The sequence below is a fragment of the Dolosicoccus paucivorans genome (genome assembly GCF_900100125.1).
GTDB classification, from domain to species: Bacteria; Bacillota; Bacilli; order Lactobacillales; family Aerococcaceae; genus Dolosicoccus; species Dolosicoccus paucivorans.
In genome coordinates, this window is the sequence record NZ_FNEL01000042.1 from 1 (window position 1) to 16545 (window position 16545).

General features: G+C 39.4%; 13 protein-coding genes. 1 reads left to right on the top strand and 12 read right to left on the bottom strand.

The genetic code is table 11. The annotated features are described in order from the left end of the window. A partial coding sequence (locus BLR79_RS06535; RefSeq protein ID WP_234970849.1) for a transposase occupies positions 1-175 on the top strand: 175 nt, incomplete at its 5' end. A 90-nt stretch (positions 176-265) separates the two neighbouring features. Here the strand turns inward: BLR79_RS06535 and BLR79_RS06540 are convergent. The 12 genes from BLR79_RS06540 to BLR79_RS06595 form a co-directional block, all read right to left on the bottom strand. Continuing rightward, positions 266-787 (bottom strand): SRPBCC domain-containing protein, encoded by a 522-nt coding sequence (locus BLR79_RS06540; protein WP_092086057.1) that lies wholly within the window; start codon positions 785-787, stop codon positions 266-268. Between the two features lie 11 nt (positions 788-798). Next, positions 799-1743 carry a 3'-5' exoribonuclease YhaM family protein gene (locus BLR79_RS06545; RefSeq protein WP_092086060.1) on the bottom strand — a complete coding sequence of 315 codons (945 nt, stop codon included), beginning with the start codon at positions 1741-1743 and terminating at the stop codon, positions 799-801. Between the two features lies 1 nt (position 1744). Next, positions 1745-4549: an ATP-binding protein gene (locus BLR79_RS06550; RefSeq protein WP_092086063.1), complete on the bottom strand. Its 2805-nt coding sequence runs from the start codon at positions 4547-4549 to the stop codon at positions 1745-1747. Continuing rightward, positions 4539-5807 carry a metallophosphoesterase family protein gene (locus BLR79_RS06555; protein WP_092086066.1) on the bottom strand — a complete coding sequence of 423 codons (1269 nt, stop codon included), beginning with the start codon at positions 5805-5807 and terminating at the stop codon, positions 4539-4541. Before BLR79_RS06555 ends, BLR79_RS06550 begins: the two co-directional genes overlap by 11 nt. A 90-nt stretch (positions 5808-5897) precedes the next feature. Beyond that, positions 5898-6257: a YlbF family regulator gene (locus BLR79_RS06560; RefSeq protein WP_092086069.1), complete on the bottom strand. Its 360-nt coding sequence runs from the start codon at positions 6255-6257 to the stop codon at positions 5898-5900. A 122-nt stretch (positions 6258-6379) separates the two neighbouring features. Further along, positions 6380-7753, bottom strand: a complete 1374-nt coding sequence (locus BLR79_RS09210; RefSeq protein WP_092086072.1) for an LPXTG cell wall anchor domain-containing protein — start codon at positions 7751-7753, stop codon at positions 6380-6382. 146 nt (positions 7754-7899) lie between these two features. After that, a complete protein-coding gene (locus BLR79_RS06570; RefSeq protein WP_092086075.1) occupies positions 7900-10008 on the bottom strand; it encodes a transglycosylase domain-containing protein in 2109 nt (702 codons plus the stop codon). Between the two features lie 175 nt (positions 10009-10183). Further along, positions 10184-11620, bottom strand: coding sequence for a glycogen synthase GlgA (gene glgA, locus BLR79_RS06575; RefSeq protein ID WP_092086078.1), 1437 nt, complete (start codon positions 11618-11620; stop codon positions 10184-10186). Further along, positions 11621-12781, bottom strand: a complete 1161-nt coding sequence (gene glgD, locus BLR79_RS06580) for a glucose-1-phosphate adenylyltransferase subunit GlgD (RefSeq protein ID WP_092086090.1) — start codon at positions 12779-12781, stop codon at positions 11621-11623. Next, positions 12768-13919 (bottom strand): glucose-1-phosphate adenylyltransferase, encoded by a 1152-nt coding sequence (locus tag BLR79_RS06585; protein WP_092086081.1) that lies wholly within the window; start codon positions 13917-13919, stop codon positions 12768-12770. The genes glgD and BLR79_RS06585 overlap by 14 nt, the downstream gene beginning before the upstream one ends. Further along, positions 13909-15885, bottom strand: coding sequence for a 1,4-alpha-glucan branching protein GlgB (glgB, locus tag BLR79_RS06590; RefSeq protein ID WP_092086084.1), 1977 nt, complete (start codon positions 15883-15885; stop codon positions 13909-13911). The genes BLR79_RS06585 and glgB overlap by 11 nt, the downstream gene beginning before the upstream one ends. Before the next feature lie 408 nt (positions 15886-16293). Further along, positions 16294-16545: integrase core domain-containing protein (locus tag BLR79_RS06595; RefSeq protein WP_159427619.1), on the bottom strand; the 252-nt coding region annotated here is incomplete at its 5' end.

Here is a 16545-nt window from a genome sequence, read left to right on the forward strand (position 1 = left end):
TCCTGAATGCGCCAAGGTGTATGCGCGTCGAAAAATCGACGTGGAGCCGGCATTTGGGTTTTTGAAGGCTTGTTTGGGTTTCACCCAATTTCACGTTCGTGGAATTGACAAGGTGAAACAAGAAATAGGCCTCGCGTTATTAGCAGCTAACTTAAGAAAGTTAGCCCTCTGCTAGCGGGCTCTTTTAAAAAATCCCCCGAACGATCACCAATGGATCATTCGGGGGGATTTATTTGCGCGACTTATGTCACAGCCTCTTTTTTTATTAAAACATCGCTTTAATTTCTGGATAAGTTTCTTTATAAAGACCGTCTAAATTAGGCACGTGATCTTCTTCTAAATAATAACGTAACGCTTCTAAACGAACAGCCCACTGAGTTAAGTCAGCAATCACTTCATCGCTAACTTCTTCGATCCATTCTTTAAAGGTTACCTCTGTTTGACCTTCTTCTTCATCTAACTCAAAACCAACAATCATTTGCTTCCATTGATAAGAAAGTAAATAAGGTGCTTCCACATCTAAAATAAGAAAAGATAGTGTTTCATCTTCATCTTGATACTGTACTTCGTTACCTTCTTTAACTTCTGTAACCTTTAGTTCAGGAAACCACGCTTTAATTTGTTCAGAATCTGTTAAGGCTTGCCATACTTTTTGGCGTTCTACTTTGTAATGAGCTTTAAATTCAATTTCAAAGCCATTATGTCCTTCAACATCGGGTAAATTTTCGTCATGATGGTGTCCGCAACCGCAGCCACATTCATGGTTGTGTTCATGGTGATCAGTCATAATATCTCCTTTTATTTAAACTTTGGTTTATAAAACGAACGACGTTCTAAAGCAAAAATCGGTGCACTAAAGTCACCTTCAGTCGTCTTATCAAGTTCCGTTGTCATCATATTAATGGTCGCATCCATCATATCAATTTGGTGAATAATTTCTGCTTCTAACACACGTGGCGTTACGGGGCTTCCGTATTCTAACTTACCGTGGTGAGCTAAGACGACGTGTTTTAACAGTAAGATCGGCTCACTATCTGAATCAATGTCTAACTCACGACAAGCTTCTTCAATCAATTCCACCATAATGACAATATGGCCGACTAATTGACCTTTTAAGGTATATTCTGTCGACACTGCATCGGTTAATTCAATGGTCTTACCAATATCATGTAAAATGATACCGCCCATTAATAAGCTAGCATTTAAAGATGGATAAATCATCAATAAACTTTTAGCAATTTGAACCATCGTGAGCGTATGGTAACTTAACCCCCCGGCAATGGCGTGATGGAACCGCTTCGCAGCTGGGTAAGTGTAAAAGTCTTCCCCCACTTGATTTAAAATATGTTTAACCACTTGTAAAATGCTTGGTTCTTGAATGAAAGATAAAGCCTCTTCTAATTGGTCTTTTAATTCACTACGAGACACATCTAACCGTTCTACGTATAGTGTTGGGTCATTGGGCTCTTCGTCTGTTGCGAGACGAATTTGGCGAATACGCACTTGAGGTTTACCGCGGTAAGTGTCCCGTTGACCTCTTACCCGAACGACTCGGCCTGCTTGAAATGTCGCCACTTCTTCAGGGGTCGCGGACCAATACATTCCGTCCATCGTGCCTGATTCATCTTGAAACTGCATCGCAATAAACGGATTACCATTACTTGCCGTTCGCTGGTCGGCAGCTTTTAAGAGTAAAAACAGGTCAAAAGCTTCCCCGTTTTCAACATCATATAATAAAGTCATACTATCCTTCCCTTTCTAAAAGCCCTTGGTCTACTTTCAAATCGATGGTACTCTCATTACTTAAGACCTCTTTAGCTAAAGGATCAAAAGTAAAGAAGAGAATTTGTTGTTTAACACTCATCTCCTTTAATAGTTGATAAACTGCTTTTCGTCTTGTTTCATCAAAGTTAACAAAGGCGTCATCAATAATTAATGGCATTTTGACCATATGTCTTGCGCTCATTACAAAAGCCAAACGTAAAGCAACGTATAGTTGTTCTAACGTTCCTTGAGATAGTTCATGGGGTTCAAATAAGACGTCACTAAATTGACGAACTTTGATACCATTTTTATTTAAATTAATTTTGACATAGCGTCCTTGACTTAAAGTTTCAAAAATTTTGTCCGCCATCTCATTCATTTCCGGTAAAGGATTATCAATACCGCCCCGTAGCGTTTCATTAATTAATTCCATCGCGATACGTTTTTGACCCCATTCAAAGATCATCGCTTTAATGTCAGATTTTTTATTTTCTAGCGCTTGAATCTTTTCTTGGTAAGTCCCGTCTCGTTCCAGTTGTTCAATTTGAACCGCAAGGGTTGCTTGTTCACTTTGAAGAGGGGCACGGGTTTGTTTGAGTTCATTCATTTGATCTTCTAAAGATCCCCGTTGAGCAATGAGGGCTTGTTTCGTTTCAATGGCCTTTAACTCTTCTTCATAGCCTTTAATTTGTTCTTCATATAAAGAAAGCGAACGATTTAATTCATTGATGCGCTGGTTGTCCGCCATTTTTTGACGGAAAATGCGTTCATTGGCACTATTCGTTTCATTATATAAAGATTGAATAACATCATCATTTTCTTCTATTTGACGTTTAATTTGGGCTAGGCGCTGGTTTGAGGTGGACATCTGTTCTTCTAATCGTTCCGCTGCGAGTGTTTCTTTAACTAACGACGCTTCAACTTCTTCAACGTGACGAATTAATGGACGCGTCTTTGAGTCATCTCCTGGGAAACGTTCTAGAAGTTCAACTAAGTTCTCTCGCCATTTAATGACTTCAAACTCCAATTGTTCTAAATCTTGTTCTAGTTCTTTTAATAAATCATCCGCTTCAAAGTATTGTTCGACGGGTTGATAGGTTAATATCATTTGCGGATCCGCCGTAGGGTAAAAACCAATCGCTTCAAGCCAGGCGGCTTGTTTTTGATGAATTTCTTTAAGTTGTTGTTGATAACTTTCTAAAAGCGTATCGCCTTCACTTAATTGTTGAGTTAAAAGTTGAGCGTTCTCAAGGTATTTTTCCTCTTCATGGTGTAAATCACTCACTTTACGATCAATATCTTCTAAAGTGGAATCCGCGAGATATTGACGGTGATTTTGATAGATGTAGATTAAATGGCTCGCACCCGCAACCATAAATAACGCCGCAAATACCAACAACAACCATCCCGATGATTTAATGAGCCCTATAATAAGTAACACCAATCCAAAGGCAGTTAACCCGCCTCCTACTGTATAATGAGTTAACGAAGTATTTTCTTCCAGTTGGGCTTCTTGAATTTGTTTTTGATGTTCTAAGCGAACTAATTGTTGGCGCAACGCTGCACTATGTTCTTGTTGTTCTTTACGTTGATTAAAGATCAGCTGTTGTTCCATTTCAAGGGATTCAATAGCCTGATCCGTTTCTTTTTTGCGCGCTTGTAAATCTAAGCCTTTTTCAACTTCTTTTTGGTATTCTTTAGTATTTTCAACTTTATCTTCGTAAAACTGACCACGACGTGCTAGTTGTTCCATCGTCGTCTTTTGTTCTTCAATGCGTTGCTGCAACATTTCGATTTTATTTTGAACATTTTTAATATGGTTCGTCTCTTCGAACCACAAACGGCGTTTATGTTTATGATTATTCGCCCAATTAAGTCTTGTTAATTGTTCTAATTGGTGTTGGAGTTGAAAGAGTCGTTCTTCAAGTTGAATGGTTTCTTCTTTTAAGTGCTCGTTATTGTTTAAATGGTGGTTTAATGTATCTAATGCGTCATCAGGCATCGGCGTCCAGACCAGTTGATCTAGCGCTCGCTTCGTTCCTTGATATTGTAAATACGCTTCATAACGAGTCGTTAAATTTTCGTTATTGAGCCATTTTGATTCTAAGTCTTGAATCTGTTCATCAAGATGGTCAATCTCTTTTGTTATTTTTTGGTATTGATCTTGAAGCTTATTATATTCTCCTACAGAAGCTTTCGCTTCTTCGACTTCTTGCGCACTCTTTTTGTAGTCGGTAAGTAATTGATTGAGTGGTCGCTTCATTGCACGAGGACGGTATAAGTCGTCACTTTCCTTTTCTAATTGACGAGCCACTTTTAAAAACTGATCACTACCCACTGTTCCGATACTTAAAAAGAATTCATTTAACTGCTCTGAACCTACATTAGCTAATTCTTGTAAGTTTTGTAAGTTAAAAGAATAAAAGCTATCAAATAACTTCTCATCTAAGCCACCTAAAATATGTTGGAGTGTCTTTTCAGGTAACATTTGATCTTCGTCGTCGGTAATCTTTAACCCTTTACTCGTTCGCTCAACCCAAACAGCCCCGTAGTCGGTTTCTTCTAATAAAATACGACCTCCGTAAGCTTCGCTTTGTTTAGGTTCATAGTTATTGCGATTAGCGCCTCGTCTAGGAAAACCGAATAAAACACTTTTAATAAAGGATTGAAGTGTGGATTTACCGGCTTCGTTTTCGCCATAAAATATTTGAAGTGCTTCATCTAAATCAAAGCGTTGGTTAACCCACTTGCCGTAACCATAAATATCTAATACTTTAATCTTCACGGTCTTCCTCCTTTCGGTTCATTCCTAATAAACGCGTCATTAAATCGCTGCCTGCTTGAACAACTTCTTCATAGAAGGTCTCATCTTCAATAATATCACTTAACCAATCAATCATAATATCATTTTGATAGACTTGATCTAATCCTTCAATTTGAGAAGCCTTTTGTAAAAGCAACTCCTTAGCTTGTTGATAACTTTCATTTAATGCTTCATCATAAACAAAAGGTTCAGCCTTTTCATCTTGGCGTAAACGAATGGACGTTATAGCGACGAAGTACTCTTTTGCACTTGATAACTTAAACACATCCATCAATTCTCCACGGCCGATCTGTTCCATTAATTCGTCGTCTAAACGCTCTGCGTGGGTTAAATAAACCGTGAGTAAATAAGATTGTTGCTTTAATTGCCCTTCTTCTTCGTATAATTGAATGCGTTCGTTAATGGCTGCCACTACATCTGTCACTTGCCAGTCGGGCTGACAGATCACTTCAATGGTTTGCCATAAAATATCACTTAAAGAAACAAATTCAGACTTCGTTTCTCCTTCTTTAGATAACGTCACTAAATAAGCACCTTTATCCCCTGTTTCATTACGGTGACGCCCTTGAATATTCCCGGCATATTGAATTAAAGGAGCCTCTTGTAAGACGTGAGCCTTATGGATATGACCTAAGGCCCAATAGTCGTACTGCTTATTCAGCAGTTCTGAAACAGTAAAGGGGGCGTAATTTCCAGCGTCACTTTCTATTCCTTCCCTTGAACCGTGGTAAATACCAATGGTATAATCCGTTACTTTAGGATTGACAGAAAACTGGGTCGCTTTACGTTCCTTAATCCAACGACTAGTATAGCTAAACCCATAAAAACGAGCGGTCTCACCCGAAGAAGTTTCAATATCAAAATGAGTCACTTCATCCGTATTAAAACGGTAAACATTCTTGGGTAAATTCATCTCCGGTGCATCAGTTGATAAAAAGTCATGATTCCCATGAACGAGTAAAACAGGAATATTAACCTCTTCTAACCGTGCTAATTGACGGATAAAAAAGTATTGAGCATAAATCGTCTGGCGAACAGAGTCATACACGTCGCCGGCAATGACTACCGCATCGACTTTGCGATTAATGGCGACGGCCATTGCTTTTTCTAGGGCATCAAAGGGTGCTTGAACAAGACGGTCTTGTAAAGACTCCATTTCCTTACCAAGACCCGTAAACGGGGTATCTAAGTGCAAGTCACTTAAATGCATCAACAGCATAAACAATCCTCCTTTAAAGTGAAGTAAAAGCCAACCGAAACGCGCTACATAAGTAACGATTCAGCTGGCTTTTAGTTTTAACGATTATTCTTATTCCTCTTCTTGTTCTGGTTGGTAAACTTCAAGTAAAGGCTTTGTAATAATGTTATTAATATCTTGAATTAATTGATTTAATTGTTGTTCAGCGTCCATTAACGCTTTAATGTGCTCATTTTCAGTGACGCGTTCTGATAATTCTTGTAATTCTTTTTGTTCTTCTTCAGAAGGTTGTTGACCCATCATTTGGTACATTTGGTACTTTTGTGATGCTTCTTTAAACTCTTCGAATAATTCACTAGCTTCTTCGTTATTTTGAATGCCTTCAAAAGCATCCTTTAATGAAGCGAATAATTCAGACTCGCGTAAATCGCGCTCTAATTGGTTTGCTGTATCGTAAATATTGTTACTCAATATAGACACTCTCCTTTTCCATTACTTTATAAGTATATCAAAGATTCCTTGCCATTTCTAGAAAGTACACTCAAAAAAAGAACCTAAGACAACAAAAGTTATCTTAAGTTCAAAAAGGATGATTATGCTTTTTTACGACGTGCAACTAAACCTAATCCTGAAAGGATGGATAGAGCTGCGACACCAAAGATTGCTGTGTTTGATGCTTCACCTGTTGCTGGTAATGCTTCCTCATCGGAATTTTCATCTGCAACTTTATCATTATTGTGTTTATCTGGCATAATATAGTTGCCTAAGTTCTTTCCTTCAAAAATAGCATCTTTAATATCTTGATCTGTAATTTCTTGGAATTTAATTCCATAAGTTTTCTCTGCTTTAGGTTGTAAGTAAACAAACCACTCACCATGCATGTTTTGGTATAGGTGGTAACCTTTATTACTGTTATCTTGAGCTAATAAAGCTTCTGCTTTACGGATTGCTTCAGCAACTGTTTTAGAAGGAGTTAATAAAGAAGCACGCTCTGCGATTTCTTCTTTAGATAAATCAGCTTTATCTTTACCTTCTGTCTTGCCTTCTTCTTTACTAAAGACTACATGCCAGAAACCTTCTTCATCTTGGAAGATATGGTAACCTTTGTACTCTTTATTGTTAGCATCTTTTAGCTTATTCTCAGCTGCTGCGATCGCTACAGATTTGTTAGTATATCCTTTACTTGTATCTGTATGTGATTGACCTGGCGTTTGAACTGCATTGTCTTGAGCTACTAATGATTTACCATCTAAGAACTTACCTTCTGATTCAGTTAAGTAAGCATAGAATTTACCGTCTTTAGAGATGATGCTGTAGCCTTTATAAGTCGGGAACTCATCGGGATTAACAACCCCAGCAAAGACACCCTTATTAGCAATCGGATCTGCTAGTATCGTTTCGAGTGACTCTATAAGTTCATCTAAATTATCGAAAGTTTTTTGGAAAGTTGGCATCAAGTCTAAGTAGACATTTTCTAATTTGTCTGAGCCTTCTAATTTAAGAGTACTTTGACCGTGCCAATTTCTTTCAAAAACATAGCCGCCTTTTTCGGCGTCAAAGTAAATAGCTGCGCCGGTCTGTCCTGGAAGTTTTTCTTCTTCTATTGAGCGTTGCGCTGCTAAAATAGCATCTGCTACTGTTTGGAAAACTTCTACTTCTTCTTTGTCTTCTTTTTGTGTCTCTTCTTTATTTTCTGTCGTGTCCGCTTGAACACTATCAGAAACTTCTGCTTTAGTTGCTTCTTCTACTTCAGTAGACTCTTCAGCTTCGCTTGCGTCTGAAGCAACGTCTTCGCTAACTTCTGATGAAAGTTCAGCTTGTTCAGAAACTTCTACATAGCTTTCTTCTAAAGAAGATAACTCATCTTCAATAACTACTTCTTGTGCAGAAGCTAATAGTGCACCTGCCGTTAGAGGTGTCGCAACGGCAGCACCTACTAATGCCTTTTTAAGTAATTCTTTTTTCATTTAATTCATCCTTTTACTTATTTAGTCCCTAGAAAAACCTAGTCTGATCTATTATATATATATATATATATATTGTCAAGCAATTTTGTAAAGTTTTTAATAAAAAAGAGCCCTTTACTAAATCATTAGTAAAGAACTCTATTTGCTTAATTAGGTAACCAATCTTTCACTTGATCTGTCGCTTTTTGGAGCCATTCTTTTCCTTCGTAGAAGCGGTCTTCTAACCAAGGTCCCACATCGTTTAACCAGTCATCGAATTGTTCTTTTAAGTCAGAACTTAAAATGCTGTCGTCCACATCATTGGTATCTTCGGTCATTTGGGACGCCATCGGGACTTCAAAGGGTGTTTGCGGTGAATGGGCCATCAGTTGAGTGGTTTGCAAGTTGAATAATTGACCCATGGAAGGCATCAATTCATCCAAGTCTTCTGACCCCACTTCATCAAAGCCAACCCAAGAAACAATTACAAAATCTGGTGTATAACCCACCATCCATTTATCCCGAGTCGCTAAGTTACCGTCAGCTACTTCCGTGGAACCAGTCTTACCGGCAATTTGTCCGTAATCCGGTCCAGCGTCATACCCAGTTCCGTAACCGCCATAAGTATCTAACATCATACTGGTCATATCCGCTGCCACGTTAGGTGTCATCACCATATGTTTGGTTGGGCGTTTATTTTCATAAATCACTTTCCCTGTACTATCTTCAATGCGGCGAATAAAGGTACTGTCATAACGAATTCCGTGATTTGGAAAGACACTATAGGCATTGGCTAATTGTAAAGGAGATACCCCTTGACTCAAAGCTCCTAACGCTAGAGTTAGCGATTGATCTTCTTGAGGGATATTTAAGCCAAATTGTTTTAATTTTTGAACGGAGCGGCTAATGCCAAATTTATCCATTAAGTAAACCGCTGATGTGTTTTTACTTTGCGCTAAGGCGTAATATAACGGCACTTCGCCACTTGGATCGGTTTGTAAGTCATAGTTATTCGGCGCATACTTGTCACTTCCGTAAGGTTTCACCACATCTTCAACCATATCGTGTATTTTATATCCTTCTTCTAAAGCCGGGACGTACACCGCAAGAGGTTTAATGGTAGACCCAGGGGCTCTCCGCATATCTGTTCCGCGGTTAAACCCGCGAAAGACATACTCTCCTCGCCCACCATAAATTGCTGCGACCCCACCGGTAGTCGGGTCAACCACCACACTAGCACTTTGAACAAGAGGTTCTTCTGGATCTTCATCGGAAGGAAAGAGCCAATCTTGAGCGTAGGCCGCATCAAGGCTATCTTGATAACCTGTATTTAAATGGGTGTAAATGCGGTATCCTTTAGACAATAAATCCTCTTCTGGAATATCCGTCTTACGCGACGCTTCGTCTAGAACGCCATCTAAATAACTTAAATAAATCGTTTGATGGTCTGAGTAATAAGCATCTTCTAAATAAATCTCACTATGCTTAATCGCCATGGCTTCATCATCAGATAACACTTTTTGTTTATCTAATAAGTCCACAATGACATTTCGGCGTTCAATCGCCGCTTCATAGTCATCAATCGGGTTAAAGATCGACGGTCCTTTTAATATTCCCGTTAATACAATACTTTCATTCCACGTCAGCGTACTAGCTGAATGACCAAAGTATCGCATCGATGCATCTTCAACGCCCCACACTCCATTACCAAAGTAAGCGTGGTTTAAGTACATTTCCAATATTTGATCTTTAGAATATTGCTTTTCAATTTCTAAAGCGAGAAACAACTCTTTAAACTTACGTTGGAAAGTTTGGTCTTGGGTTAAGAAAGCGTTTTTGGCCAACTGTTGGGTTAAAGTACTTCCCCCACCTCCTGAGGTGTCACGGTTTAAAAGAAGTCTTACAAAGGCTCGGCCAATCCCCATCGTATCAAAACCGTTATGTTCATAAAAACGTTTATCTTCCGTAGCGATAACGACTTCTTGAACGACGGGACTAATTTGATCTAAGTCAATGTAAGTCCCTTTTTGACTCGAAACGTCTGTTACAAATTCATCATTTTCGTCATATAAAGCGGTCGTTGTTTTTAAAGCGTCTTGCAATGTATCGACACTCGTTGTTTTGGCGATAAATACTAAATAACTGGATACAATTAAAGCACTCAACATTCCTAAAAAAATGAGCCACTTCCAGCCCCGGTAATAACGCCACAAGTTTTTGACTCCTTGCCAAATATGGTGGAGTTTTTCCTTTGTGGTCTGGGAAGTTGTCCCCATACCCTCACATCCTTTAATTCATTTCCTCGTTGATTATACCTCTTTTTATTACTAAAAGAGCGATTTTAAGTTTGATTTAACTTATTTTACACCACTTTGTAGGAAATTTGAAAAGACTTTAGTCTGATTTTATAACGAAAAAAGCTAGAAAAGTCGCCTTTTCTAGCTTGGAAGTTTATTGATTGAGTAAGTGATGGTAAATATTTTGGTAGTCTTTAGCCGGTTGCTTCCAACTAAAGTCGCGCTCCATCGCTTGTAGCATCAATTGACGCCAACTCTTTGGATCATTGTAGTAAATGTGCATCGCGTGATACACTGTGTCGATCATCGTACCACTATTAAAGCCGTTAAAGCTAAAGCCGGTCCCTTCTTTCGTGTACCAATTGTATGGCTCCACCGTATCAGCTAATCCACCGGTTTCGTGAACGATCGGCAGTGTACCGTAATGCATAGCCATCATTTGGGATAGACCACATGGTTCAAATGCACTTGGCATTAAAAAGGCATCACAAGACGCATAAATTTGTTGAGCTAATCCTAAATCGAATAACATTAACGAACGCATTTTATCTGGATAGCGGTGTTGGAAATAGTTGAAGGAATCTTCATATTGTTGTTCTCCCGTTCCTAGCACCACTACTTGTACATGGGCTTGTAGTAACTCTTCCATTCGTTCTTGAACTAAGTTAAACCCTTTTTGGTCCGTTAGACGACTGACAATACCAATCATCATCACATCTGGGTCTACAGGTAAACCTAGACGTTCTTGTAGAGCTTGTTTGTTTTTCGCTTTTCCGGTTAAGTCTTTTTGGGAGAAGTGGTATTCAATCAGCGGATCTGTTTGTGGGTTATTTAAGTCATAATCAATCCCATTAATAATCCCTTGCACTTTCCAACTGTTATAGCGTAACACTCCGTCTAACCCTTCTCCAAATTCTGGCGTCATAATTTCATGAGCATAAGTTGGACTGACAGTGGTCACCACGTCAGAAAAGTTAATACCACCTTTTAAGAAGTTCACACTATCGTAATATTTAACCCCTTCTTCATGGAAGACGTTATCTCCTGTTCCAAAGACATCTTTTAAAATGTTGTGAGGGAAAATTCCTTGAAAACGAATGTTATGAATGGTTAACACTTTACGAATATGACGTAAGCGGTCTTTCCAATGATAGCGATCCACTAATAACACCGGAACCATCGCGGTATGCCAGTCGTTAGCGTGAATGACATCGGGAATCCAATCGATCACTTCAAGCATTTCAATAATGGCAGTTGAAAAGTAAGCAAAACGCTCCCCATCATCCCATTGACCATAAAGGCTTGGACGATCAAAATACTCTAAATTATCGATAAAGTAATAGCGAACCCCTTCCAGCTCAAGGGTTTTAATGCCGCAATAAACATTTTTAAACCCTAGTTGAAATCTGAAATGAGCTATTTCTTCTACTTGTTGTTTGTACTCTTCAGGGATTTGCGTATAAAAAGGTAAGACGACGCGAACATCAACACCTTGTTTAGCCATTTCTTTAGGCAATGCGTAAGCGACATCGGCCAGTCCTCCTGTTTTAACAAAAGGTAAGGCTTCACTTGTTGCAAATAATACTTTCATTTAATCACCTTCTTGGGATGCGACGATGGTATTTTTACTAATAACGACAGGGTTGTCCGGATTACCAATAATACGTGCTCCGGCTTTAACGACGCATTTTTTATCTAAAATAGCATATTCTATTTGAGCGCCTTCTTCAACTGTAACCCCTTGTAGTAAAATACTATTTTTAATGACCGCATCTTTAGCGACGTTAACTTTACGGTAAACGATCGAATGATCTACTTCACCTTCTAAGTGAACCCCGGTTGCGATAATAGAATCCGTTACTTTAGAAGTGGGTGCGTAATAAGCCGGGACTCCATTTTTCGTTTTCGTTAAAACAGGGTTACTTGCGTAAAGTAAAGAGTTGAAGTTTGCTCGGTCTAATAAAGCCATATTCGCATCATAGTAAGATTTAACAGAATCAATGGTTGCTAGATAGCCTGTATATTCATAGCCTCTTGCTTGGTAATCTAAAATATAACGCTCGATTAAGTCATCTAATTCTAAATAGACTTCGTCTTTCATCGCTCGACGGATAATTTCAAGCATGGTATCAACAGAAATTAAGTACATACCCATACTTGCTCGAACCATTTCTTCGCCGTTTAAATCATCATAGGGCATGAACTTTTCCACTTCCCCTTCATCATCAAAAACAACCGCGCGCGCTTTGGATAACTCTTGGCTTAAAGCTTCGCGTGGATTTGTTTTGTAAACGAAAGTAATGTCTGCGTCGTGTTCAGTATGGAAACGAAGAGCGGCTTGAATGTCTAAGTTAGCAATAATACTACTTCCGGACACGAAGACATGTTCAGCCCGTGAACGACTTAAAAACAAACGATAGTCGTAATAGAAATCTTCGTGTTGTTCTTCTAAGTGGTGAGCAGCTTTCCAGTCACGTTGGGAGAAAGTAAAGACCCCTCCAGAAATATCATTATCAAAATACCAACTGGTTCCTGAACGTACGTGGTCATAAATCGAACGACCTGAACCGGAAATAAATAATCCGACTGAATCAATATCTGCGTGAGCAATGTTTGATAATTGGAAATCAATAATACGATAGCGACTTGCAAACGGAAGACCTGCCACTGGGCGGTTATTGGTTAATGGTTTAAGGGCTTGTGTATCTTCCGTTAAGTTAATAATCGCACACAGTTGTTTAGTCTTCTCCATCATTTTTAGGTCCTCCTACTACTTCTTTAAAGCCTACAACAGCAATCTCATCTTTTGTTCCGCGAATCGTTGCCCCATCCGCGACCACTGCCTCTTCGCCTAAAATCGCATACTCTACTGTACAGTTAACCCCGATCGTTGCTCCTGACATAACGACAGTGTGGTCTACGGTAGAATGAGCTCCAATCGTAACATCTTGAGATAGAACAGAATCCTTTACATGGCCTGCAACGTAACAGCCGTCCGCAACAGTGACGTTGTTTAACTCGGCGTCTTTTGTAATAAATTGAGGTGGGGAGACTTTCATCGATGTATACACACGCCATGAGTCAGATGTTTGGTTAATAGGATGATCTCTATCTAATAATTCCATATTGGCTTCCCATAAACTTTCAATCGTTCCCACATCTTTCCAGTAGCCATCAAAGGCGTAAGCAAAGACGTTTTCAGCATTTTCTAAATAAGCTGGGATGACGTTTTTACCAAAGTCCTCCATCACCCGGTCAGATGCAGCGTCTTCCATTAAGTAACGACGTAATTTCTTCCAGTTGAAAATATAAATTCCCATGGATGCCAAATTACTTTTCGGCTCAGCCGGTTTTTCTTCGAATTCGATAATGCGACCGCTTGAATCGGTATTCATAATGCCAAAACGTGACGCTTCTTCCATTGGAACAGGAATTACGCCCACAGTTAAGCTAGCTTCTTTTTCTTTGTGGTAATCTAACATCTTACTGTAGTCCATTTTGTAAATGTGGTCTCCAGATAAAATTAAGACGTATTCTGGGTCCATTAAATCGATATAACTAATGTTTTGGTAAATGGCGTTTGCGGTTCCTTCAAACCATTTCTCTCCTTCAGAGCTTGAATAAGGTTGAAGAATCGTCGCCCCGCCACCGCGGCGAGTTAATCCCCAAGACTGACCATTGCCAATATGATCATTTAACTGAAGCGGACGATACTGAGTCACCACTCCTACTTTAGTCACCCCTGAGTTGGAGGCGTTACTTAAAGCAAAGTCAATAATGCGATACTTTCCACCAAAAGGAACAGCTGGTTTAGCAATATTTTTCGTTAAAACGCCGAGACGTGTTCCTTGACCCCCGGCTAAAACCATTGCGATCATTTCATTTTTCATGCTCTTTGTTGAAGGATTCTGTATCCTTCGTCTCCTTTCTTGGCTTTTGTTTGTCGTCTGATATGACAAGACTATTTACAACAGGTTGAATATATAACACACTATGAGAAGGGATAGTTAACTCAATGGAATAAGGTTGATTGTTAAACGGAATTGCTTCAGCTGTCATCGTTGGAATATTTCGCGTCCAACTGCCTCCAAATTCTTGCATTTGCGAGTTTAAAATAACACAATACTGACCTAAATAAGGCACTCCCACCCGAACCTTTTGACGCTTCACAGGGACAAAGTTCATTATCGCAATAATAAAGTCCGTTGCTTTTTTCCCTTTTCGGATAAAGGATAACATCACTTCATCAATATTATCCGCATCCAACACGTCTAGCCCTTCCGGGGAGTGATCTAGTTCATAAAATGCAGGATGAGTCTTAGCGATATGGTTAACTGTTTTAACAAAGTGTTGGTATTCGGAATTGTATTCTCTTTGTAAACCATCCCACTCCAGTTCTTCGTAATAACGCCACTCGAGAAATTGACCTAACTCATGTCCCATAAAGTTTAACTTCTTACCAGGTTGCGCCATCATATAGCCAAACTGAACTCGCAAATCAGAAAACTGATCAAAACGACTGGACCCTGGCATCTTCCCTAACATGGAATCTTTCCCGTGAACCACTTCATCATGGGAATAAGGTAAAATGTAGCGCTCGTTATATTGATACATAAAGACGAAGGTAATTAAGCGGTAATGATGACTACGGTACAAGGAGTCTTCTTCAAAAAACTTCAATGTATCATTCATCCAGCCCATATTCCACTTATAATCAAACCCTAAACCGCCTTCTTCTACAGGATGGGTAATTCCTTCCCAGTCAGTACTTTCTTCTGCCATCGTCAAGACGCCTGGAGCTTCTTCTTTAATGGCTGTATTTAATTCTTGAAGAAACTGAACCCCTTCTAAATTAATATTGCCACCGTGAATATTGGGCGTCCACGGACCTTCATTGAAGTCTAAATACAACATATTCGACACCGCATCCACTCGTAACCCGTCGACATGCATTTCTTTAATCCAAAATAAAGCATTGGAAATAAGAAAGCTCTTCACCGGATCACGGCCTAAGTCGAAGTTCCGAGCACCCCAACCACGATTAATTCCTTTATTAGGATCGGCATATTCAAAAGTCGGCGTACCATCAAAGTAAGCTAACGCATTCTCGTTGGCACAAAAATGCCCCGGTACCCAATCCATAAAGACCCCAATACCTTGGCGATGAGCTTCGTTAATAAAGCTTTGTAGTTCTCTAATGGTTCCGTAAGCTCCTGCGACTGCGTAGTACCCTGTTACTTGATATCCCCAAGAAGCATCCAACGGATGTTCCGTCAGTGGCATAAATTCAATATGGGTATAACCCATTTCTTTGACGTAAGGAATTAAAACTCTCGCCAAGTCATCAAAAGTATAAGACGTGCCGTCATAATGTTTGCGCCAAGAATCAAAATGAACTTCATAAATTTGGATCGGTTTTTCTAGCCATTGCGTTTTTGCTCGTTCTTTCATCCATAAATCGTCATTCCACTCGAAAGGTGTTAATTCTTCGATAATGGACGCGTCTTTAGGGGCGATTTCATGTTTAAAGCCAAAAGGATCCATTCGGTACGAAATATGTCCGTTGCCGTGGTCAATACCGTATTTATAGTGCTGACCTTTCTTGGCCCCAGCAACAAACCCTGTCCATACTCCTCCTGGGCAATGGTCCAGTTCCATTAATTGCCAATCGTTAAAATCACCTTGAAGGTAAACTTTATAAGCATTCGGTGCCCAAACGCTAAATCGATAACCCGATTGATCTTGATAAGTCACGGGGTGAACTCCTAAGAAACGGTAAGCTTGACGGTGTGTTCCGTGATTAAAGTGATAAATATTGTCGTTAAAATAAGGTAATCGGTAATTCGCCTGCTCCATAACGTTCTCCTTGTGCTTGTTTTAAATACTATGAAAAAGCTAATAATAGCGTTTTCATAAGGTGATAAATAAAAAGAGTTAGGTCATCCCTAACTCCTTTTCGAATCGCAAAGAACAATTGCTTGAATCATTCCCTAATAAAGTGTTCACATCACTCTATTAGCCTATCGTCTTCCCGACTTGTATACTTAAATACTGATAGGTTGCTTAACCAGTCTACCAGACTGTATTCGACTCATCGCATAAGCCTATCTTACTTGAAAATGAGAGAAAATGCAATGAGGAAAAGAAGTAATTAAATTTATCATTTCTAGAGTAGTCAAACATATGTGACACATACTTAAAGTTCTAGTACAAAATAAATAGAATTGAATAGGGTTCTGGGGGACCGCGGTCCCCCAGAAAAAATTAAGCACTTTGTGATTCAAAGTATTGGGCCACGACTTCATTCGGACTCAAAAAGTTAAGTACTTTACGATGGATATTATTACTTCGGTTAATATAACGCGCATGCGCCTTAAATAGCGCTTCTTCTGACGTAAATGTTCGACGATGGTAAAAGCGCTCGTCGTCAATTCGATGGCTACGCTCTACCTTACCATTCTGCCAAGGCGAATAAGGGCGTGTTCTCTTGTACTGAATCCCTTTAGCCTCTAATAT